This window comes from Caballeronia glebae (genome assembly GCF_001545035.1).
In the GTDB taxonomy this organism is placed as follows: Bacteria; Pseudomonadota; Gammaproteobacteria; order Burkholderiales; family Burkholderiaceae; genus Caballeronia; species Caballeronia glebae.
The window spans coordinates 90,593-110,530 of the sequence record NZ_FCOJ02000019.1 but is presented as its reverse complement, the minus strand read 5'-3'; the positions used below and the strand labels follow the sequence as shown (position 1 = coordinate 110,530).

The 19,938-nt window shown below is 65.0% G+C and carries 17 protein-coding genes; 8 read left to right on the top strand and 9 right to left on the bottom strand.

The window, feature by feature from the left end:
- Positions 1-11: 11 nt before the first annotated feature.
- Positions 12-908 carry a LysR substrate-binding domain-containing protein gene (locus AWB82_RS15520; RefSeq protein WP_086968591.1) on the bottom strand — a complete coding sequence of 299 codons (897 nt, stop codon included), beginning with the start codon at positions 906-908 and terminating at the stop codon, positions 12-14.
- A gap of 191 nt (positions 909-1,099) precedes the next feature.
- On the opposite strand from AWB82_RS15520, the gene AWB82_RS15515 reads away from it, so the two are divergent.
- The 7 genes from AWB82_RS15515 to AWB82_RS15485 all read left to right on the top strand — a co-directional run bounded on the left by AWB82_RS15515 (position 1,100) and on the right by AWB82_RS15485 (position 10,521).
- Positions 1,100-2,416: an MFS transporter gene (locus AWB82_RS15515; RefSeq protein WP_086968589.1), complete on the top strand. Its 1,317-nt coding sequence runs from the start codon at positions 1,100-1,102 to the stop codon at positions 2,414-2,416.
- A gap of 555 nt (positions 2,417-2,971) precedes the next feature.
- Positions 2,972-3,538, top strand: a complete 567-nt coding sequence (locus AWB82_RS15510; protein WP_086968586.1) for a (2Fe-2S)-binding protein — start codon at positions 2,972-2,974, stop codon at positions 3,536-3,538.
- A 10-nt stretch (positions 3,539-3,548) separates the two neighbouring features.
- Positions 3,549-4,556, top strand: a complete 1,008-nt coding sequence (locus AWB82_RS15505; protein ID WP_086968583.1) for an FAD binding domain-containing protein — start codon at positions 3,549-3,551, stop codon at positions 4,554-4,556.
- Positions 4,557-4,566: 10 nt separating this feature from the next.
- Positions 4,567-6,798: a xanthine dehydrogenase family protein molybdopterin-binding subunit gene (locus tag AWB82_RS15500; protein WP_086968582.1), complete on the top strand. Its 2,232-nt coding sequence runs from the start codon at positions 4,567-4,569 to the stop codon at positions 6,796-6,798.
- A gap of 135 nt (positions 6,799-6,933) precedes the next feature.
- The gene (locus tag AWB82_RS15495; RefSeq protein WP_086968580.1) at positions 6,934-7,638 is read left to right on the top strand and encodes a UPF0149 family protein; all 705 of its coding nucleotides are present in this window, start codon (positions 6,934-6,936) and stop codon (positions 7,636-7,638) included.
- A 93-nt stretch (positions 7,639-7,731) separates the two neighbouring features.
- Positions 7,732-8,022, top strand: a complete 291-nt coding sequence (locus AWB82_RS15490) for a nucleotidyltransferase family protein (protein WP_086968578.1) — start codon at positions 7,732-7,734, stop codon at positions 8,020-8,022.
- Positions 8,023-8,340: 318 nt separating this feature from the next.
- Positions 8,341-10,521 (top strand): malate synthase G, encoded by a 2,181-nt coding sequence (locus AWB82_RS15485; RefSeq protein WP_086968576.1) that lies wholly within the window; start codon positions 8,341-8,343, stop codon positions 10,519-10,521.
- 45 nt (positions 10,522-10,566) lie between these two features.
- Here the strand turns inward: AWB82_RS15485 and AWB82_RS15480 are convergent, their stop codons facing one another.
- From AWB82_RS15480 to AWB82_RS15460, 5 genes are all read right to left on the bottom strand, one after another.
- Entirely contained in the window at positions 10,567-10,752 is a 186-nt protein-coding gene (locus tag AWB82_RS15480) for a 4-oxalocrotonate tautomerase (RefSeq protein ID WP_086968574.1), read from the bottom strand.
- 24 nt (positions 10,753-10,776) lie between these two features.
- The gene (locus AWB82_RS15475) at positions 10,777-11,553 is read right to left on the bottom strand and encodes a class II aldolase/adducin family protein (RefSeq protein ID WP_086968571.1); all 777 of its coding nucleotides are present in this window, start codon (positions 11,551-11,553) and stop codon (positions 10,777-10,779) included.
- Positions 11,531-12,442 carry an urea transporter gene (locus AWB82_RS15470; protein WP_086968569.1) on the bottom strand — a complete coding sequence of 304 codons (912 nt, stop codon included), beginning with the start codon at positions 12,440-12,442 and terminating at the stop codon, positions 11,531-11,533. The genes AWB82_RS15475 and AWB82_RS15470 overlap by 23 nt, the downstream gene beginning before the upstream one ends.
- Before the next feature lie 130 nt (positions 12,443-12,572).
- Positions 12,573-12,779: a hypothetical protein gene (locus tag AWB82_RS15465; RefSeq protein WP_086968643.1), complete on the bottom strand. Its 207-nt coding sequence runs from the start codon at positions 12,777-12,779 to the stop codon at positions 12,573-12,575.
- 136 nt (positions 12,780-12,915) lie between these two features.
- Positions 12,916-14,055: an iron-containing alcohol dehydrogenase gene (locus AWB82_RS15460; RefSeq protein WP_086968566.1), complete on the bottom strand. Its 1,140-nt coding sequence runs from the start codon at positions 14,053-14,055 to the stop codon at positions 12,916-12,918.
- A gap of 253 nt (positions 14,056-14,308) precedes the next feature.
- On the opposite strand from AWB82_RS15460, the gene AWB82_RS15455 reads away from it, so the two are divergent.
- Complete coding sequence (locus tag AWB82_RS15455; protein ID WP_086968563.1) at positions 14,309-15,475, top strand: GGDEF domain-containing protein; 1,167 nt, start codon at positions 14,309-14,311, stop codon at positions 15,473-15,475.
- 30 nt (positions 15,476-15,505) lie between these two features.
- Here AWB82_RS15455 and AWB82_RS15450 read toward each other — a convergent pair whose 3' ends face one another.
- From AWB82_RS15450 to AWB82_RS15440, 3 genes are read right to left on the bottom strand one after another with little or no spacing between them, the layout of a single operon-like run.
- Complete coding sequence (locus AWB82_RS15450) at positions 15,506-16,591, bottom strand: lipocalin-like domain-containing protein (protein WP_086968561.1); 1,086 nt, start codon at positions 16,589-16,591, stop codon at positions 15,506-15,508.
- A complete protein-coding gene (locus AWB82_RS15445) occupies positions 16,591-19,134 on the bottom strand; it encodes an FtsX-like permease family protein (protein ID WP_086968558.1) in 2,544 nt (847 codons plus the stop codon). Before AWB82_RS15445 ends, AWB82_RS15450 begins: the two co-directional genes overlap by 1 nt.
- The gene (locus tag AWB82_RS15440; protein WP_086968556.1) at positions 19,131-19,820 is read right to left on the bottom strand and encodes an ABC transporter ATP-binding protein; all 690 of its coding nucleotides are present in this window, start codon (positions 19,818-19,820) and stop codon (positions 19,131-19,133) included. Before AWB82_RS15440 ends, AWB82_RS15445 begins: the two co-directional genes overlap by 4 nt.
- Between the last annotated feature and the right edge of the window lie 118 nt (positions 19,821-19,938).

Sequence of the window (19,938 nt, the reverse complement as noted above, 5' to 3'; positions counted from 1 at the left end):
TAAGGAAAGCTTTAGCTTTCGCCCGGCGCGACAGCGCCGTGCGAACGCGTGCGGATGCGTTCCTGCACGAGGTTCATCACCGCGTGGCGGTCGTGAATTCTGCGCTCCAGCATGCCGACGACACGGCGCGGCGTATTCTTCGCGAGCGGTATCACGCGCAGTGCCGAATCGCTCGCCCACGAGCCGTATTCCAGCAGCGGCACGACGGAAACGCCCGTACCCTGCCGCACCAGCTCCACGATCACTTCGAGCGAATTCAGTTCGAGGAACTCGTTCACCGCGAGGCGGTTGTGCTTCAACGCGCGGTCGATCAGCGCGCCCGTGCGCTGCGCGCGATCGAAACGCAGAAAGGGCCGGCTCGCGAGCATCTCCGCTGCATTCGCGCCCGCGCTGGCCGGCGAACCGATCGCGACGAGCGGCTCCGAATAAAGCGGCGTCCAGTTCAGGCTCGCCGGCGTCTTGCCCGCCATCTCGACGATCACCGCCGCATCGATTTCGCCCGCCTCGACTTGAGGCGCGAGCGCGAGCGCCTTGCCGGTGAAAAGCCGCACATCGAGCCGCGGATACTGACCTTTCAGTTCGGTGACGACGGACGCGAGCGCGCCCATCGCCGAATCGACCGCGCCGATGGAAACCGACCCGGCAATCTCGTCGTCGAGACCGGTGAGACGCATGCTGTCGTACAACGCGACGATGCGCTCGGCCTGCGGCAACACTTGCTTGCCGATGCTCGTCAGCCGATTCGTGCGGCCCACGCGATCGAAGAGCGGCCGCTTCAGATCGTCCTCCAGGGATTGCATCTGCATGCTTACGGCGGCTTGCGTGAGCGCGACTTTCTCGGCGGCGGCGGCGAAAGAACCGTAACGCGCGACGGCGATAAACGTGCGCAAAAAGCGAATGTTGCTCATCGTGCCTAGGGACAACCCGAATCGTTCGATCAGGTTTGCTTGAGTGTCAGTTCAGAAATTCTATATTTTCTTATTTCAACTCGGCGTAATGTTTGCGTGTTGCTGCGGCTCGCGCGTGCCCTGTGCGAGCCAACAAAAAAGCGGATGTCGTCGCCCCCGATCCATCGCCCCATGCCCACGGAGTGCATTCGATGAGCACCGTACTACCTGCAGCCCACGCGGCCCAAGAGAACGCCGCGCTCAACCTGTCCGGCCGACGAGCGATCGTCGTGTCGACCATCGGCAACGCGCTCGAATGGTTCGACTTCATGGTCTACGGCTTCTTCGCCGTCATCATCGCCAAGCTGTATTTTCCCGCAACGAATCCCACCATCTCACTGCTCGCGACCTGGGCCACCTTCGGCGTCGGCTTTCTGACGCGCCCGCTCGGCGGCATCGTGCTGGGCGCGATCGCGGATCGCGTCGGGCGCAAGTCGGCGCTCACGCTCACCATTTCGCTCATGGCGGTCGGCATCGCGATCATCGCGTTCGCGCCGACGTATGCGGCTATCGGCATCGCCGCGCCGTTGTTGATGCTCCTCGGCCGGTTGATCCAGGGCTTTTCCGCGGGCGGCGAGGTCGGCTGCGCGACGGCGTTTCTCGTCGAATATGCGCCCGCCGACAAGCGCGGTTATTTCGGCAGCTTCCAGATGGTCGCGCAGGCCGCGGCGAGTCTCGCGGGCTCGTTCTTCGGCGCGGTGCTCACGCGCACGCTGAGCCCCGAGCATCTGAATAGCTGGGGCTGGCGCGTTCCGTTCATGGTCGGTCTTCTGATCGTGCCGGTCGGTCTGTATCTGCGCTCGAAGCTCGATGAGTCGCCGGTGTTCGTCGAGAAGGCGCAAAAGAACGAACTCAGCGCGCGCCCGATCCGCGACACCGCCACGAAGCACTGGACCTCCGTGCTCGCGGGCTTTGGCCTCACGGTGTTCGGCACCATCGGCACGTACATCTTTCTGCTGTATCTGCCGACGCACGCAACGCGCGTGCTGCACATGGCGCTCACCGACGGCCTCATCAGCTCGTCTATCGGCGCGCTTGTCTATCTCGTCTGCTGCCCGATATTCGGCCGCCTGTCCGACCGTATCGGCCGCAAGAAGCTGATGGCGAGCGCACTCGTGCTGTCGCTCGTCACCGCGTATCCGATCTTCGCCGTGCTCACCGCGCATCCGAGTCTGCCGATGCTGATCGTCTGTCAAGCGCTCCTGATGACTTACCTCGGCATCTTCCAGGGCTGCTATCCCGCGTTCATCTCGGAGCTGCTTCCTTCGAGCGTGCGCTCGACGGGCATCTCGGTGAGCTACAACGTCGCGGTGATGATCTTCGGCGGCTTCGCGCCGGCCATCGTGCAATGGCTCACGATGACCACGGGCGATCCGCTGTCGATCTGCTACTACGTGATCTTCGGCAGCGCGGTCGCGCTCGTGACGATCCTCCCGCTGCGCGACCGCTACAGCGAGGCCCTTCAGTAAGCCTGCTGCAACGCGTTCGCAAAGGAAGGAGAATGGGCGGCCCGCCGGAAGATCCGCGCACTTAAGTCTGATTTAAGGATGCGCGCTTACGCTTTAGTCTGACCGACCCACCCTCCTTCTGGCCGCGCAAGCGGCCGTTTTTTTTGGAGCGACGCGATGCAGATGATTCTCCGCATGATCCTGATCCTCGTCGCGCTCGTCATCTTCACGACGGTCGGCGTGTTCCTCCTTTCCCTTTTCGCGCGGGCCGTGCTTACGCACTGAAGCCTTTCGCCGCTCGCGGGCATGCTTCGTGCGCCCGCAGCATCGCAAGGCCCGCGCAGCTTTCGATCGAGAAAGTTTCGCGGCGGATGCCTATACTGGCTGAGTGTCGTCTTTCGCCGCATTGCCGGCGCGTGAAGGTCCTGCGCCGCTGCGCAGACCCTTCTTCGCCGCCCCTTTCCTCCGCGCTCCGGCGCGCGACACGCCTCGCCGCATCTTCGCCTCTCTTACGCTCTGCCGCTTTATCGCCGCATTCGTGCAGCAGCTTGCTGCGCAATTCCAGGAGATTGCCCGATGCCACAACGTCACATCCCCCAATCCAAAACAACGCACGCCGATACGCCCAACAAAACGCTCGCGCCGACGCTGGCCGCAGCGGAAGATTCGACCGTCACCTTCACGATGACCGTCAACGGCCGCAGCGAGACGCTCTCGCTCGATCCGCGCACGACCTTGTTAGATGCATTGCGCGAGCATCTTCATCTGACCGGCACGAAAAAAGGCTGCGATCACGGCCAATGCGGCGCATGCACCGTTCACGTGAACGGCCGTCGCGTGAACTCGTGTCTGTGCTTCGCCGCCGCTTGCGAGGGCGACACGATCGCGACGATCGAAGGCATCGGCGATGTCGAGGCGCTGCATCCGTTGCAGGCGGCGTTCGTCGAATGCGACGGCTATCAGTGCGGCTACTGCACGGCCGGTCAGTTGATGTCGGCGGTGGCGCTGCTCGATGAACCAATCGGCCCGAGCGACGACGACGTGCGCGAAGCGATGAGCGGCAACCTGTGCCGCTGCGGCGCGTATCAGAACATCGTCGGCGCGATCCAGTCGGTTCGTGCGACAAAGCCTTCGTCGAAATAAGGAGAGCGACATGGACATGTTTCAGCTCTCCCGCGCGCGCGACATGCGCGACGCGATCAATGCGGGCGCGCTCGCGCATACCGCGCAGCAAGGCGCGGAAGTGCGCTTTCTCGCGGGCGGCACGACGCTGCTCGACCTGATGAAGCTCAACGTCGAGCGGCCGATGCGCGTCGTCGATATCAGCCGTCTGCCGCTCGACAAGATCGAGGAAACGGCGGACGGCGGCGTGCGCATCGGCGCGACTTCGCGCAACTCCGATCTCGCGCATCATCCGCTGATCCGTGATCGTTACGCGGTGCTCTCGCAAGCGGTGCTCGCGGGCGCGTCCGTGCAATTGCGCAACATGGCGACGACCGGCGGCAACATCCTGCAACGCACCCGTTGCGTGTATTTCCGCGATACGACGTCGCCTTGCAACAAGCGCGAGCCGGGCAGCGGCTGCTCCGCGATTGACGGCTTCAATCGCATGATGGCGATCATGGGCACGAGCGAATCGTGCATCGCGAGCAATCCATCGGACATGTGCGTCGCGCTGCAGGCGCTCGAAGCGACGATTCACGTCGAAGGCACGGGCGGCAAGCGCGCGATTCCCATCGACGAGTTCTTCCTGCTGCCGGGCACGACCCCGGATCGCGAGAACGTGCTCGACGCGGGCGATCTCATCACGCACGTCACCTTGCCGCCGCCGGTCGAAGGCGCGCGTTCGGCTTATCTGAAGCTGCGCGATCGCGCGTCGTATGAGTTCGCGCTGGCGTCGTCGGGTATCGTGATCGGCGTGAAGGACGGGCGCATCGAGCATGCGCGCGTGGGGCTTGGCGGTGTCGGCACGAAGCCGTGGCGATCGCGCGAGGCGGAGAAGGAACTGCTGAACGCGGCGCCCGACGAAGCCACGTTCAAACGCGCCGCCGACGCCGCGCTCGCCGATGCGAAGCCGCAAAGCGAAAACGGCTTCAAGGTAGAGCTATCGAAGCGCTGCATCGTGCATACGCTCAAGCTGGTCACTACGCAAACTTCTTGAGGATCGCTAAATGTCAACGGCGCCCGATATCAAACCGTCCGCATTCATCGGACGGCCCCAGACGCGCATCGACGGACCGCTGAAGGTCTGCGGCCGCGCGACTTACACTTCCGACGTCGACTTGCCCGGCATGCTGTATGCCGTGCCGGTCGGCAGCACCATCGCAAGCGGCAAGATCGCATCGCTCGAATTCGCCGCCGCGCAAGCCATGCCCGGCGTGAAGCTGATTCTTCATCGCGGCAATATCGGCCGCTTCTATCGCATCTCCGGCAACTCGATCGAGACCGGTTTCGTCGACGAGAATCGCCCGCCTTTCGAAGACGACATCATTCGCTATTACGGGCAATACGTTGCGCTCGTCGTCGCTGAGACGTTCGAAACGGCGAGCGCCGCGGCCGCCGCGATCAAGGTCAGTTACGACAAGACGCCACACGATGTGAGCGCGACGCTCGATGCCGACGGCAAGCTCGACGTCCAAAGCGAACGCGGCGAGCCGGACAAGGCGTTCGACGACGCGCCCGTGAAGATCGACGAAACCTATGTGACGCCCGTCGAAACGCATAACCCGATCGAATTGCACGCGACCGTCGCGCACTGGAACGGCGAAAGCTATACGTTCTATGAGACGAGCCAGGCGGTCGCGAATCATCAGGGCGCGCTGATGCAGATGATGGGTCTGCCGAAAGAGAAAGTGCGCGTGATCTCGCGCTATCTCGGCTCGGGCTTCGGCGGCAAGCTGTGGATGTGGCCGCATTCGCTGCTCGCCGCGGCCGCGACGCGGCAACTGGAGCGTCCGGTAAAACTCGTGCTGTCGCGCAAGATGATGTTCCAGAACGTCGGGCACCGGCCGACCACGCGGCAACGCGTGCGGCTCGCGGCGACGCAGGACGGCAAGCTCGTGTCGTTGCAGCATGATTTCGTGAATCACGAGGCCATTGCCGACGATTACGTGGAAGATTGCGGCGAAGCCACGCCGTCGATGTACACCACGCCCAATCTGCGCGTGACGAGCGGCACGGTCAAACGCAACGTCGGCTCGCCCACGTCGATGCGCGGCCCTGGCGCTGTGCCCGGCCTCTTCGCGCTCGAATCGGCGATGGACGAACTGGCCCTCGCGTTGAAGATCGATCCGGTCGAGTTGCGCCTGCGCAATGAACCGGAAGTCGATGAAAGCAGCGGCTTGCCGTTTTCGTCGCGGCATTTCGTCGAATGCCTGAAGACGGGCGCGGAGAAATTCGGCTGGGCCAAGCGCACGCCGGAAGTCGGCTCGATGAAGCGCGACGGTCTCACGCTCGGCTGGGGCATGGGTGCGTGCAGTTGGCCGGGGCTGCGCTTCTCGGCGGAAGCGACCGTCGATCTGCGCGCGGACGGCACCGCGCGCGTCGCATGCGGCACGCAGGACATCGGCACGGGCACTTACACGATCCTCGCGCAACTCGTCGCGGAGCATACGGGCATCGCGCTCGACAAGATCGAAGTCGGCCTCGGCGATACGTCGCTGCCGCTCGGTCCCGTGTCGGGCGGATCGGCGGCGACGGCATCGGTGATTCCGGCGGTTTCCGATGCGGTGCGCGCGGCCATCAAGACGCTGCTTGCGCGCGCCGCGAAGATCGAAGGATCGCCGTTCAAAGGCGCGAAGGCCGAAGAACTTGCGTTGAGCGACGGCCATGTGCATCGCAAGGGCGACCGTCCGGAAAGCGGCGTGCCGTTCGCGCGCATACTCGAAGCGGCCAAGTTGCATGCGGCATCGGGCAGCGGAAGCGCGAAAGGCGGCTTCGACGATCCGCTCAAGAAGAAGTGGTCGATCCATTCATACGGCGCGCATTTCGCCGAAGTGACGTGGGAGCCGGCGACCGCGCGCCTACGCGTGAACCGCGTCGTGACCGTGATCGATGCGGGCAAGATCCTCAATCCGCGCGCCGGCCGTAATCAGATCGAAGGCGCGGTCGTGATGGGTGTAGGCATGGCGCTCTTCGAGCACACGGTCTACGACGAGCGAAGCGGCGCGCCAGTGAACAGCAGCCTCGCGGATTACGTCGTCGCGACCAATGCCGACACGCCGAAGATGGACGTCACGTTCCTCGATTATCCCGACACGATCTTCAACGAGCTGGGCGCGCGCGGTATCGCGGAGATCGGGTTGGCGGGCATCGCGGCGGCGATCACGGGTGCGGTGTATCACGCGACCGGCGTGCGCGTGCGAAAGCTCCCGGTGATGATCGAGGACTTGTTGAAGGCGTAGCTTCGATCTCATTGCGCTGTTCTCGCGGCCCGGCTTTCGTGCGGCTTATTAACGCGAAAGCCGGGCCGATTCAAATTCGTATAATGAGGCTCGCCGCGAATCGAATGGCGAATCGCTCACTCATCGGGACACGAATTGAAAGACCGCAACGCGAAGCCGCTCACGGAGCACGAACTCGATCGCCTGGAAGTCTTGCTCGATTCCTTCGGCGATGAGGCGATGACCCTCGAAATGGTCGACGGCTTTTTCGCTGCGCTGATTTGCGGCCCTGAACTCGTCTTGCCGCACGAATGGCTTCCCGCGGTGCTGGGCACAAACGCTTCGCCCGCGAACGAAAAGAACGCCGAGAAGACGCTGCAACTGCTGATTCGTCACTGGAACACCATCGCGGACGATCTCGAAGTCACCCTGCACGAAGACGCCGTTTATCTGCCCGTGCTGTCGCTTGACGAAGAAGACCGCGTCGTCGCCAACGAGTGGGCCGAGGGTTTCATGGCGGGCATGGACATGCGCCGCGAAAGCTGGACCGACTTGTTCGACGACGAGGAGCGCGCGGAATGGTTGCTCCCGGTATTGACGCTCTATCACGAGGACGACCCCGACCCCGAACTTCGGACCGACCCGGAAGCATTCGAAGATCGCGACGAGATAATCCAGGAAATGATCGCGGGCCTGACTCATATCTACCGCTACTTCGACGCGCGCCGGAAAGAAAACGCGCTGCGCGACGCGCCCGAGCCGATGCGGCGCACAAGCGAGAAAGTCGGCAGAAACGAGCCGTGCCCGTGCGGCAGCGGACGCAAGTACAAGCATTGCTGCGGGGCGAATGCTTCGACGTAAGATTCGAACGGCGCGCGGCAAAAACGCTATGCTAGACTGGATTTGCAGCCTGATTCCGGCTGCATTTCATTGGAACGCTCACCCGCAAAAGCCATGAAGCCGTCCGCCGCCCTGCAAGCCCACCGTGAAGACATTCGCCGCGTCGTCGAAGCGCATCGTGCGAAGAACGCGCGTATCTTTGGCTCGGTCGCACGCGGCGAAGATACGGAGGAAAGCGACCTCGATCTGCTCATCGATCCCACGCCGAGAACTTCATTGCTGGACATCGGTGCAATTCGCCACGAGTTGCACGAACTGCTCGGCGTAACAGTCGACGTCCTTACTCCGGGTGCGCTTCCCGACAGGACTCGCGATGCAATCATCGCAAGCGCTATTCCCGTATGAGCCGGGACGCATCGACCTTGCCCGAGTACATCGATCACGTACTCACGGCGATACGACGCATCAGCCGTTATATCGATGGATTGGACGAAGCGTCGCCATCCGCGAAGACCTCCCCGCTCTCGGCCGGCAGTTCCAGTTGCTCGCCGACGACTTGAAAGGCGGCGGCCAGGCTTCCCGTTGATACGCCCGCCTGCGGCCTCACGCAGGCACATGCATTGCACATCCTCGCCGCTTCGCCCCTCCCCCAAGACGCGCTACCATAGGCACCAGCCCATTCCCCAAACCCCTGTGTAGCAGCAAATCTCAGCCGGAGTGCCCATGAACGACATGATCAAACAACACGGCCTGCAGGTCGACGCGAGTCTCGCGAAATTCGTCGACGAAGAAGCCATCCCCGGCACGGGCGTCGATAGCGCGTCCTTCTGGAAGGGATTCGATGCCATCGTCCACGATCTCGCGCCGAAAAACCGCGCGCTGCTCGCCGAGCGCGACCGGCTCCAGACCGAACTCGACAACTGGCATCGCAGCAACCCCGGCCCGGTGCGCGATCCGCGCGCCTATCGCAAGTTTCTCGAAGAGATCGGCTATATCGTTGCCGCGCCCGCGCACGTGCAGGCGAGCACCGCCAATGTCGATCGTGAAATCGCCGAGCAGGCCGGACCGCAACTCGTCGTGCCGCTCTCTAATCTGCGCTATGCGCTCAACGCCGCCAACGCGCGCTGGGGCAGCCTCTACGATGCGCTCTACGGCACCGATGCCATCGACGAAAACGACGGCGCCGAGCGCACCGCGCAGTTCAATCCGAAGCGCGGCGCGAAGGTCATCGCGTACGCGCGTGCGTTCCTCGACGACAATGCGCCGCTCGATCACGGCTCACACGCCGAGGCGACCAAGTACGGCGTCGAGCAAGGCAAGCTCGTCGTCACGCTGAAAGACGGGAGCAAGACCGGGCTCGCCAACGCCGAACAGTTCGCGGGCTATCAGGGCGACGCGAAGGAACCGTCCGGCATTCTGCTCAAGCACAACGATCTGCACTTCGAGATTCAGATCGACGCGAGCAACTTGATCGGCAAGACGGATGCGGCGCACGTGAAGGACGTGCTGATGGAAGCGGCCGTGAGCACCATCATCGACTGTGAAGATTCGGTCGCGGCCGTCGACGCCGCCGACAAAACGCAGCTCTATCGCAACTGGCTCGGCCTGATGCAAGGCCATCTCGCCGAGCAGGTGACGAAGAACGGCAAGACCTTCACGCGCGAGATGAACCCCGACCGCGTGTACACCTCGCCCGACGGCGCGAAGACACTCTCGCTGCACGGACGTTCGCTCCTGTTCGTGCGCAACGTCGGCCATCTGATGACCAATCCCGCCGTGCTCGACCGCGACGGCAACGAGATTCCCGAGGGCATCCTCGACGCGGTAATGACCGTGCTCGGCTCGATGCACGATCTCAAGAACAAGATGAACTCGCGCACGGGTTCCATCTATATCGTGAAGCCGAAGATGCACGGCCCCGCCGAAGTGGCGTTCGCCGACGAGCTTTTCACGCGCGTCGAAGACCTGCTCGGCCTGCCGCGTCACACGATCAAGATGGGCATCATGGACGAGGAGCGCCGCACGAGCGTCAACCTCAAGGCATGTATCGCGGCGGCGGGCGCGCGCGTCGCGTTCATCAACACGGGCTTTCTGGACCGCACCGGCGACGAGATGCATTCGTCGATGGAAGCCGGCCCGATGATGCGCAAGGGCGACATGAAGTCGTCGAAGTGGATCGCCGCGTATGAGCGCAGCAACGTGCTCGTCGGCCTGAACACCGGCTTGCGTGGCCGCGCACAGATCGGCAAGGGCATGTGGGCGATGCCCGACCTGATGCACGCGATGCTCGAACAGAAGATCGCGCATCCGAAGGCCGGCGCCAACACTGCATGGGTGCCCTCGCCCACGGCGGCCACGTTGCACGCGCTGCACTATCACATGGTCGACGTGCAACAGGTTCAGCAAGAGCTTGAAAACATCGACTACGACGGCCAGAAAAACGAGCTGCTCGACGGCTTGCTGACGATTCCCGTGGTCGACGCGCCGTCATGGTCGGAAGACGACATCAGGAACGAAATCGAGAACAACGCGCAAGGCATTCTCGGTTATGTCGTGCGCTGGGTCGATCAGGGCGTCGGTTGCTCGAAGGTGCCGGACATTCACGATGTCGGCCTGATGGAAGATCGCGCGACGCTGCGCATTTCGAGCCAGCACATCGCGAACTGGCTGCGTCACGGCATCGTCACGGAAGAGCAGGTTCGCGCGACGCTCGAACGCATGGCCGCCGTCGTCGACAAGCAGAATGAAGCCGATCCGACCTATCGCCCGATGTCGCCCGCGTTCGACAGTTCGTTCGCGTTCAAGGCCGCGTGCGCGCTCGTCTTCGAAGGACGCACGCAACCGAGCGGCTATACGGAACCGCTGCTGCACAAGTTCCGTCTCGCCGCAAAGCAATCGCTGTAACGTTGCAAGGCGCGCGCACGCGTTTCGGCGTGTGCGCGCTGTCGTTCACTGCTCCGACCAGAGCTTGCCCGCGGTCGCCCAGTTCTCGCGCTTCACGTCCGTCAGAACGATGTCCACCGAGCCCGGCTCGCAGCCGAGCGTCTCGCACGTCGTGCGCGTGATCGCCTCGACGAACTTGCGCTTCTCTTCCACCGTGCGGCCTTCGAACAGTTGAATGTTGAATGTGGGCATGCCGTTGATCTCCTTCAGAAAGAATTAATCGCGATACGACGCGTCGATGCGATCGAGCTTGCGCAATAGCGCGGGCCATTCGAGCGCGCCTTCGACGGCGTCGTCATCACGCAGTTGCGCCGCAGTGCGCGTGACGACTTCCGGCGTCGGCACGATCATCTTGCCCACGCCGCCAAGCGCGCGAAGCTGAATATCGCATGCCTTGACGAGCATATCCATCAGCACATAAGCCTCGGCGATGGTGCGCCCGAGCGTGAGCGGGCCATGATTGCGCAGCAACATCGCGCGATGCGCGCCAAGACTTTTGACGAGCCGCTCGCCTTCCGCCGGCGAGAACGCGAGCCCTTCGTAATCGTGGTACGCGAGATGGCCATGAAAGCGCATCGCGTGTTGAGACGCGGGCAGCAGGCCGTGCGCCTGAGTCGAAACCGCGATCGCCTCGTGCACGTGCAGATGCATCACGCACACGGCATCCTCGCGCGCGGCGTGGATCGCGCCGTGCAGCGCGAAGCCCGTCGCGTTCACCGGATGCGCGCTCTCGCCGATCACGTTGCCGTCGATATCGATCTTGACGAGATTCGACGCCGTGACTTCATCGAACGAAAGCCCGAACGGATTGATGAGAAAGCGCCCCGGCTCGCCCGGCACGCTCGCGGAAATATGCGTGTAGACGACATCGTCCCAGCCGTTGAGCGCGACCAGCCGATACGCGGCGGCGAGATCGACGCGCGCGGCTTCTTCGGCGGCGGTGCGCGGTCCGCTTTCCGCGATCCTGCGCTCAGGCGTGTGGGTGAACGACATGTGAGTCTCCTTGTTTCGATGATCCGGACAGGCGCCGTTCGAGCGCGATCACCGCCCACGACGCCAGCACGAACGGCGCAGTCAGCGCGGCGATGCCGATGCAATCAATCACGCGCTCGATCAGCACCGCCGCGACGAGCGCGACGAGCGCATAACGCTTGCCGAGCGGCGCGGCCGCGAGCGCCGCAAGCGCCGCATTGAAGCCGCACGCACCCGAGAGCACGACTGAGTCGCTCGCGCCGCCGAGCCCGTGCAGCGCCGCGCCGAGCGCGCTGCCCGCGAGCGCCCAGCCCGCCTGCGATGGCCGCGACGCGAACAATGCCGCCGCGATCAACGCGCCGGGAAGCGCGCCGGTCGCGAAGGTGATCGGCGCGAGACCCGCGAATGCGGCCTGGAGCATCGGAATGAAACCGGCGGCGACTTGCGGAATCGCGCCCGTATCGCCGCGCTCGATCAGGAGCGGCAGCCAGCACCAGGTCACGATGATGGCGGGGCTGGAAAAGATCGGCAAGCGGTAGCGCGAGAGGACGCGCGTGAGCGTGTTGGCGAGGAAAGTGGCGAACATCGCCGCGACGATCGCGACGGCGGTAGCGCGCGACGGATCGTCGAGAAACGCGAACGCGGCCAGCGCCGCGAGCGCGCCGTTGAAGCCGTAGAGATCGTCGCGAAACGCGGGGGCGTCGTCATTCTCGACGATCACGCTGATGACATTGCCCGTCACCGCGCCGATCAAAAGCCCGCACGCGAGGCGCGGACTCGCGCACAGCACGGCGAAAAAGAGCAGCGCGCCCGTCGCGGCGTTGCGCTGAAGCACGATCTGCCCGATCGCGCGGGAGAAGCTGCGGAGCTGATCGCCGAAGGCGGCGTTCGAATGGAAAGCGGTGGACATGCTGGACGGCGACGGCACGGAAAGCCGCCAGCATAGAACAGTCGGCGCGCGCCGTGCGGCGGCGGGCCGAATAACCTGTATGTGGCTTGAAGCAGACGGCGCGGCGAGCGCCGCGCCAGAGAACTGAAGCTTAGTTGTACGCCAGCGGCGTCAGCGGCGTCGGCTCGCCGACACCCGGATTCGCCAGAGAGAGGGCCGCGCTCATTTTCACGATTTCCGTGACGTTTTCGCGGAAATTTGGGTGCTTTTCCCAGGTGATATAGCTCGCGTCCATGACGGCGGACAGAGTAAGCAAAGCGAAAGCAATTTTTTCGAGCACTTCGTAGCGGCGGCGCATGATCTGTTCCTCAAACTTTGCGGGCATTTTAACAGGCTTAAGGGTTTTCCCCTAGCCGCATGTTGCAATGCCGCAAATCGCTCGCCGCTACTGCGATTGCGTTCCGGCCCTTTTCGCCGGAACGTCTTCCGTCTGGTCACATCGACGCTTCGAGCATCGCCTCGTAATCCGCGCTCGACGCCTCGCGCGGATTCGTCTTATGACTGTGATCCTTCAGCGCGCCCGCGACGATGCGCGGGAACAGTTCGCGCGTCACACCGAGCGCCGCCAGGCCGCGCGGCAGGCCAAGCGTCGCGGTCATCGCGCGCACCGCTTCGCCGACTTCATCGCCGGAATTCAGGCCCATCGCCTGCGCGATGCGATCGAGCTTGCCCTCTTCGCGCATCGTCGGCGCTGCGCTGTTGAATGCGATGACCGCCGGCAGGAAGATCGCGTTGAGCGTCCCGTGATGCAGTTTCGGATTGATGCCGCCGAGCGAGTGACTCAGGCTGTGCACGCAACCGAGGCCTTTCTGGAACGCGAGCGCGCCCTGCATCGACGCGCTCATCATGTTCCAGCGCGCGGCGCGGTCGGAGCCATCGCGCGTCGCGCGCTCGATGTGCCGCCACGCGCGCCACAGGCCGTCGAGCGCGATGCCGTCGGCCGGCGCGTTGAACGTGGGCGCCATGAAGGTTTCGAGGCAATGCGCGACGGCGTCCATGCCGGTCGCGGCGGTGAGCATGGGCGGCAGGCCGAGCGTCAGTTCCGGATCGCAGATCGCGACTTTCGGCACGACATGCGGCGAGATCACGCCGACCTTGCGGCCATCGTCGAGAATCAGGATCGCGCCTCGGCCCACTTCGCTGCCGGTGCCCGCGGTCGTCGGAATGGCGATGACGGGCGCGGTCTTCGCGGTGATGCGCGCGAGACCGCCCTCGATGACCGCGAAGCTTTGCAGCGGACCGTCATGCGTCGCGCACACGGCCACGCCCTTCGCGAGATCGATCGACGAGCCGCCGCCCGCCGCGATCACGCCGTCGCACCGATTCTCCTTGTACATCGCGACCGCTTCACGCACGGCGGCTTCGTTCGGATTGGGCGGGGTCGCGTCGAACACCGGCACGTCCGACGATGAACCGAGCGCATCGAGCACTCGGTCGAGCACGCCCGCCGCGCGGATGCCGGCATCGGTCACGATCAGCGGACGGCGAATGCCGATGCGTTCGCACTCGCTCGCGAGCAGGCGCACGGCGCCGAAGTCGAATTGAATCTGCGTGATGTAATTGATGAGGGGCATGAGGGTCCGAGGGAAGGTTATAGCCGTCGCCGGCACGGTGACGTGAGTATAAAAGCGCACGCGTGCGCGCGGTATTGTTACCGGTACAAGTTTTTCCTGACGCCAGTCAAACGCGGAAGTCGTCGAAGAATTTCGCGGGTTTTCCGCAAGCGGCGATTCACTAAAGTTTTCATACGAACGACCGTTATTCGCCGTATGGTCCGGCGCTATCGCGAGGGTTCAGCCATCGCCGGACCGCCGCCAAAAGCCCGCTATGGAACAACAAACTGAGGTGTTCACCCTGCCGCGCGGACGTGCGGCCACGTGGTTGCTGCACGCGGGAGCCGACATTCCCCGCGCGATCCGCGTTGCCCTCGTCGGAAGCCTGTTCGGGACGCTGCCGATTTTCGCGGGCGGCGTGCTGAACACGGTCGCCGTCGCGTGGGTGCTGGATCGCCGGCATCCGACGCCCGCCTTCCACCTCTGGCTCGCGCTCGAAATCGCCGTGTGTCTCGTGCGGCTCGTCGTGCTCGTCGTCGCACGGCGGCGCGCGCGCGAACGCAAATCCACTCTTACCGACACCTACGTGTTGCTCGCGCCGTTCTGGGGCGCGACGGTCGGCTACGGCGCGCTGGTCTCGGTGCTATCGGGCGACTGGATCGCCGCCACGCTCTCGTTTCTATCCGCCGCCGCGATGGTCGGCGGCATCTGCTTCCGCAATTTCGGCGCGCCGCGTCTCGTCGCGGTGATGATCTTTCTGTCGCTCGGGCCGTGCTGCATCGGCGCGGTGCTCGCGGGCGAGCCGACGCTCTGGCTCACGCTGCTGCAAATCCCGTTTTATCTCTTCGCGATGAGCGCCGCCGCGTGGCGTCTGAACGGCATGCTCGTTTCGACGATGAAAGCCGAACAGGAAAACGACCGCCGCGCGCGCCACGACGAACTGACCGGTCTGCTCAACCGCGCGGGCCTCTTCCAGGCGGTGCGGTCGCGCGAGCCCGGACACGCGCGCGACAGCGCACGTACCGCGCTGCTCTATCTCGACCTCGACGGCTTCAAGGCCGTCAACGACGCGCACGGTCACGAAATCGGCGACACGCTGCTCGCGCTGGTCGCGCGGCGCTTGCGGCATCTGTCGGGCGAAGGCTCGCTGGTTGCGCGGCTCGGCGGCGACGAATTCGTGATCGTCACGCCGCCGCGCGCCGATCCGCTCGCGCTCGCGGATGTCATCGTGCGCGAGCTGGCGAAGCCCTTTCTCACCGATGGCGGCGTGATGCTTGCGATCGGCGTGAGCATCGGCGTCGCGATGTTCGATCATCACCACGACGAACTCGACCGCGTGCTGCGCGACGCCGACAACGCGCTCTACGAAGCCAAGCGCGCAGGCAAGAGCCGCCGCGTTTCGGCGCGCGAATCGGCGGAATCGGCGGGCGTCGTTGCCTGAAGCGTGGGCTGGCTGACGGCTAACGCAAACTCAGCGCTTCTCTATCGCGATCGCCTTCGCATAGCCCGTTAGTTCAAGATAGCCGCGCCCTTTTCCGCCGTCGCCGTCCAACGTCACCGCGCCTTCCCAATAAAGCGCCCCGGTCGAATCGCGCGAGTCGAGTTCCTGATCGTCGATGAGCGGACTCAAGCGCCAGTGCATCCCGCCGACGCGCACGTTCATCGCCACCGGATAAACCGTGTTCGTGCGCGGCGAGCGCCATTCGCGTTCGGGCGCGAATTCCACTTCGCCCGGGCCGAATTGCCGCGTGCGGCCGTCGCGCTCGCGCAGCGCGGCGTGCGCCCAGACCGCGTGACCGTCGCGGGCGCGGACCTTGAACGCCATCAGCGCGGCGCCGTCGTCGAGATTCGCGCCGAGCCAGTCCCAACCCGCCGCATCGGATGACAACAACGTGCTGGACCATTCGTGATCGAGCCACGCGCGGCCCGTCACTTCGACGCTCGCGTTCGCCTTCCCGGACGCCGACGGCCGCACCACGCTGCCCGTCACCTTCAGTTGCGGCTCGCTGTAGTAATAGCTCGCCTGCTCCGGCGACGGACCCTTCTGCGAATAGCCCCGATCGCCCTGGATCATCGGCGGCTGGGTCGGCGTGAAGGTGAGATGAAGCGCGAAGCCAGCCGCGTCCGCGACGACCGCATAGCTGCCGTCCGCCGCGCGCGTCATGCGCCATGCGTCGAGCTTGACGTCGGTGTTGCCTGGCTTTGCGTATGCCAGGCCGAAGCCCTGCCGCGCGACGTTCTGATCGTGCACGAGCCGCCCGTACTCGGGATCGGACAGCGCCGCATGCGCGATGATCAACTGCGAGGGATCGAACGCGCTCGCGCCCGCCTGCTTCCCGGTATTCGAGCGAAAGAACGTGATCTGAAAGCCGAGCGGCCGATGATCCGGCGTGTCGAGCCAGCCGGTCGCGTACCACCATTCCGTGCGATACGGCGGATGCGCGCCGCTATCCGCCGGCCACTCGATCGCGCGGCCGGGCACGACGGGCGCGAACGCGGGCTCGTCGGCGAACGCGCTCATCGACCAAAGCAGCAACGCAAGAAGCAGCGCGCGCATCACCAGTCTTCCCGCACGGCGCGCACCGCATCGACGGAAACGGCGCGCCTTCCCGAGAGCACCGCCGTCGCGCACGACGACACCATCATCACGCACGCGATGACCGCGATCATCGCCCACGGAACGTGCAGCGACATGCTCCAGTGAAACGACTGCGGATTCACGACGAACACGAGAATCAGGCTGATCGCGAAGCCGAGCACGCAGCCCATCGCGATGCCGAGCAGCGTGAGCCATCCCGCTTCAGACGCGAGCAACGCGAGAATCTGCGCGCGCGTGACGCCGACGTGGCGCAACATGCCGAATTCACGCGAACGCGCGAGCGTCTGCATCGAGAACGTCGCGCCGACGCCGAACAGCCCGATCACGATCGCCACCGCTTCCAGCAAATACGTCACGGCGAAGCTGCGATCGAAGATGGTCAGCGTGCGCGCGCGAATCTCGCCGGGTAGCGAGAATTCGAGCGTGTCGCCGAAGGGCAGCGTTTTGATCCCGTCGATGACCTGCGCCGCGCCCGAACCCGCGCGCAACGTAATGGCGATATCGGTCGCGGTCGTGTCGCCGGTGAGCCGCCGATAGTCCGCGATACGCATTTGCAGCGCGCCCGTCTGCCGCACGTAGTCGCGCCATATCCCCGCGACGACGAAGCGCTCGCCCGCCCCGCCGAGCGGCAAGCTCACGCGCTCGCCCACGCGATAGCCGTACAGATCGGCCATCGCCTCCGAAGCCCAGACGGGCGTCTCGCCTTCGCGCCACGCGGAAGGCGGCGAGACTTCGCCGGTCATCTGCAAGGTCGCGCCGGGATCGGCGGCGTCGAGTTCGCGCGCGATCAATGCGACGGGCGGCTTCGCGGGATCGAGCGTCAGTTTCGACGCGCGCGTGAACGCCGCGTGCGCGACGCCGTCGAGCGCGGCGATGCGCATCTGCTGATCGGGCCGCAAGCCGCCGGTGTCGCCGCTCGACGCCATGCGCACATAAAGGTCCGCCGACAGCAGATGCGCGAGCCAGTCCTCCACGGACACGCGAAAGCTCGTCACCATGATCGCCATCGCGACGATCAGCGTGAAGCTGGACAGCACGCCGCCCATTGCGATCGACGCCTGCCCGGGCGCATTCGCGAGACGCGCGAGCGCGAGCGTCGCGACGGCGTTGCGCGGTTTCATCGCGCGGCGGAACACGATTGCCGTGACGCGCGGCATCAACGCGATCCCGCCGACGAGCAGCAGCGCGACGGCCATATATCCGCCGATGGGCGCATCGAAGACGGGCGGCACCTGCGTCAGCGCCGCCCCGACGCAAAGGCACGCGAGCGCGGGCCACGGCGTGCCGAGCGGCGTGAGCGCGGCCTCTTCGCTGCCCGCCTTCAACGCGGGCGCGGGCCGCGCGCGCGCCGCTTCGAGCGCGGGAACGAGCGTGCCCGCGAGCGCTACGCCGATGCCCAGCGCCAGAAAGATCGCGCTCGCGACCGGCTCGAACACGACGCGCGGCTCGACGCCCGGAAAATATCCGCCGCCGAGATCGCTGCCGAAAAAGCGCAACGCGAGCGCCGCGACCGTGAAGCCGAGCGCGATGCCGAGCACGCCGCCCACGACGCCGAGCAACGCGCCTTCGAGCATGATCTGCCGCACGAGCGACGCGCGCGTCATGCCGAGCACGCGCAGCGTCGCGAATTGCGCGCGGCGGCGCACGACACCCGCGGCCTGCGTCGAGAACACGAGAAACGCGCCCGTGAAAAGCGCGACGAGCGCAAGCACGTTCATGTTGATGCGATACGCGCGCGACAGGCGATCCGTGCGGCTTTCGATGTCCTGTGTCGCGGTCACGACGAGCCGCGCGCCGAGTTCGCGTTGCAGCGTCTGCCGGAACGCATCGCGATCGACGCCGCGCGCGAGTTGCAGATCGACGCGCGAGAGCTTGCCCGTCATGCCGAAGCGGTTCTGCACGGCGGCGACATCCATCACGGCGATGCGCTGACCGGGACGCGTGCGCGCGACGCCGCCCGCCACGCGCAGCGCTACCGGCGACGTGCCGCTTTGCAGTTCGACGTGTCCGCCGTCGCGCGCGCCGAGCCACTCACTCGCGGCGGCTGAAAGAAAGATCGCATCGCCGGCCAACACATCGAGCGATGCATCCGACGACGGCACGCCAGTCAGATCCGGCGCGATACGCTTCGCGCGAAACACATCGATGCCGAGCACCTTGAGCGGCGCGTTCTTGCCTGGAACGGCGACGTCGAGTTCGAGCACCGGACTCGCGACGGCAACGCCCGCATGCATCGCGAGCCGCGGATAAACGTTCTCGTCGATGAAAGGCTGTGCGCCGCGCACTTGCAGATCCGCTTGCCCCGAAAGACTGCGCGCGGCGGCGGAAAACTCGTTGAACGCCGCGCCGTTGATCAACTGCACCGCGTAACCGAGTCCGACGCCGAGCGCGATCGTCAGCATCGCGACGATCGCGCGGCCGCGATGACTACGCCATTGCGCGCCGAGCAGCCAGCGCGTGAGCGTGTCGAAACCCGCGCGTGTAACGGCCGTATCGCTCATTTTGCGAGCGTCGCCGCGTGCAATGCGCCGTCGCTCAGAATCACGACGCGATCCGCGAACGCGGCCGCCGCTTCCGAATGCGTGACCATGACGGTGGCGGCGCGCGTCGCCTTGGTTTCGGCGCGCAGCAATGCGAGCACTTCGTGCGCGGTCTGCGGATCGAGATTGCCGGTGGGCTCATCGGCGAGAAGCAGGCGCGGCCGATGCACCAGCGCCCGCGCAATCGCCACGCGCTGCAACTCGCCGCCGGAAAGCTGGCGCGGCATGTCGTCGCCGCGTCCGTCAAGGCCGACCGCCGCGAGCATGTCGAGCGCTGGCGCGGGCGGCATGCCGTTCAGAAGCAGCGGCACCGCGACGTTCTGATAAAGCGTCAGATGCGGCAGAACGTGAAACGCCTGGAACACGAAGCCGAGCTTTTGCCGGCGCAGGCGCGTGGCTGCATCGTCGGACAGCGTGGAGATCGATGCGCCGTCGATCAGCACTTCGCCGCTGTCGGCGTTATCGAGGCCCGCGATCAGATTGAGCAAGGTTGATTTGCCGACGCCCGAGTCGCCCATGATCGCGACGAACTCGCCCGCGCCGAGCGCGAAGTCGAGCGCGTCGAGCACGATGCGGCCGCTGCCGTAAGTCTTCGTGAGGCGGCGGCATTCGAGGGCGGGGGAAACGTTCGGGTCGGTGGGTCGCATGGCGCAATTGTCGTGGTTCTGGCTTTCGCAAGCATTGTGCCGAAGTCGCGCGCATTCGGCCTGAATCGACTGGGCGCGGGTTATCCCTTAGGCCCTTCGCATTGACTTAAATCGATGC

Excerpts from the sequence above, each read along its gene's own strand:
- AWB82_RS15520 (WP_086968591.1), bottom strand. The coding sequence starts at position 908 with ATGAGCAACATTCGCTTTTTGCGCACGTTTATCGCCGTCGCGCGTTAC.
- AWB82_RS15515 (WP_086968589.1), top strand. The coding sequence starts at position 1,100 with ATGAGCACCGTACTACCTGCAGCCCACGCGGCCCAAGAGAACGCCGCG.
- AWB82_RS15510 (WP_086968586.1), top strand. The coding sequence starts at position 2,972 with ATGCCACAACGTCACATCCCCCAATCCAAAACAACGCACGCCGATACG.
- AWB82_RS15505 (WP_086968583.1), top strand. The coding sequence starts at position 3,549 with ATGGACATGTTTCAGCTCTCCCGCGCGCGCGACATGCGCGACGCGATC.
- AWB82_RS15500 (WP_086968582.1), top strand. The coding sequence starts at position 4,567 with ATGTCAACGGCGCCCGATATCAAACCGTCCGCATTCATCGGACGGCCC.
- AWB82_RS15490 (WP_086968578.1), top strand. The coding sequence starts at position 7,732 with ATGAAGCCGTCCGCCGCCCTGCAAGCCCACCGTGAAGACATTCGCCGC.
- AWB82_RS15485 (WP_086968576.1), top strand. The coding sequence starts at position 8,341 with ATGAACGACATGATCAAACAACACGGCCTGCAGGTCGACGCGAGTCTC.
- AWB82_RS15480 (WP_086968574.1), bottom strand. The coding sequence starts at position 10,752 with ATGCCCACATTCAACATTCAACTGTTCGAAGGCCGCACGGTGGAAGAG.
- AWB82_RS15475 (WP_086968571.1), bottom strand. The coding sequence starts at position 11,553 with ATGTCGTTCACCCACACGCCTGAGCGCAGGATCGCGGAAAGCGGACCG.
- AWB82_RS15470 (WP_086968569.1), bottom strand. The coding sequence starts at position 12,442 with ATGTCCACCGCTTTCCATTCGAACGCCGCCTTCGGCGATCAGCTCCGC.
- AWB82_RS15465 (WP_086968643.1), bottom strand. The coding sequence starts at position 12,779 with ATGCGCCGCCGCTACGAAGTGCTCGAAAAAATTGCTTTCGCTTTGCTT.
- AWB82_RS15460 (WP_086968566.1), bottom strand. The coding sequence starts at position 14,055 with ATGCCCCTCATCAATTACATCACGCAGATTCAATTCGACTTCGGCGCC.
- AWB82_RS15455 (WP_086968563.1), top strand. The coding sequence starts at position 14,309 with ATGGAACAACAAACTGAGGTGTTCACCCTGCCGCGCGGACGTGCGGCC.
- AWB82_RS15450 (WP_086968561.1), bottom strand. The coding sequence starts at position 16,591 with ATGCGCGCGCTGCTTCTTGCGTTGCTGCTTTGGTCGATGAGCGCGTTC.
- AWB82_RS15445 (WP_086968558.1), bottom strand. The coding sequence starts at position 19,134 with ATGAGCGATACGGCCGTTACACGCGCGGGTTTCGACACGCTCACGCGC.
- AWB82_RS15440 (WP_086968556.1), bottom strand. The coding sequence starts at position 19,820 with ATGCGACCCACCGACCCGAACGTTTCCCCCGCCCTCGAATGCCGCCGC.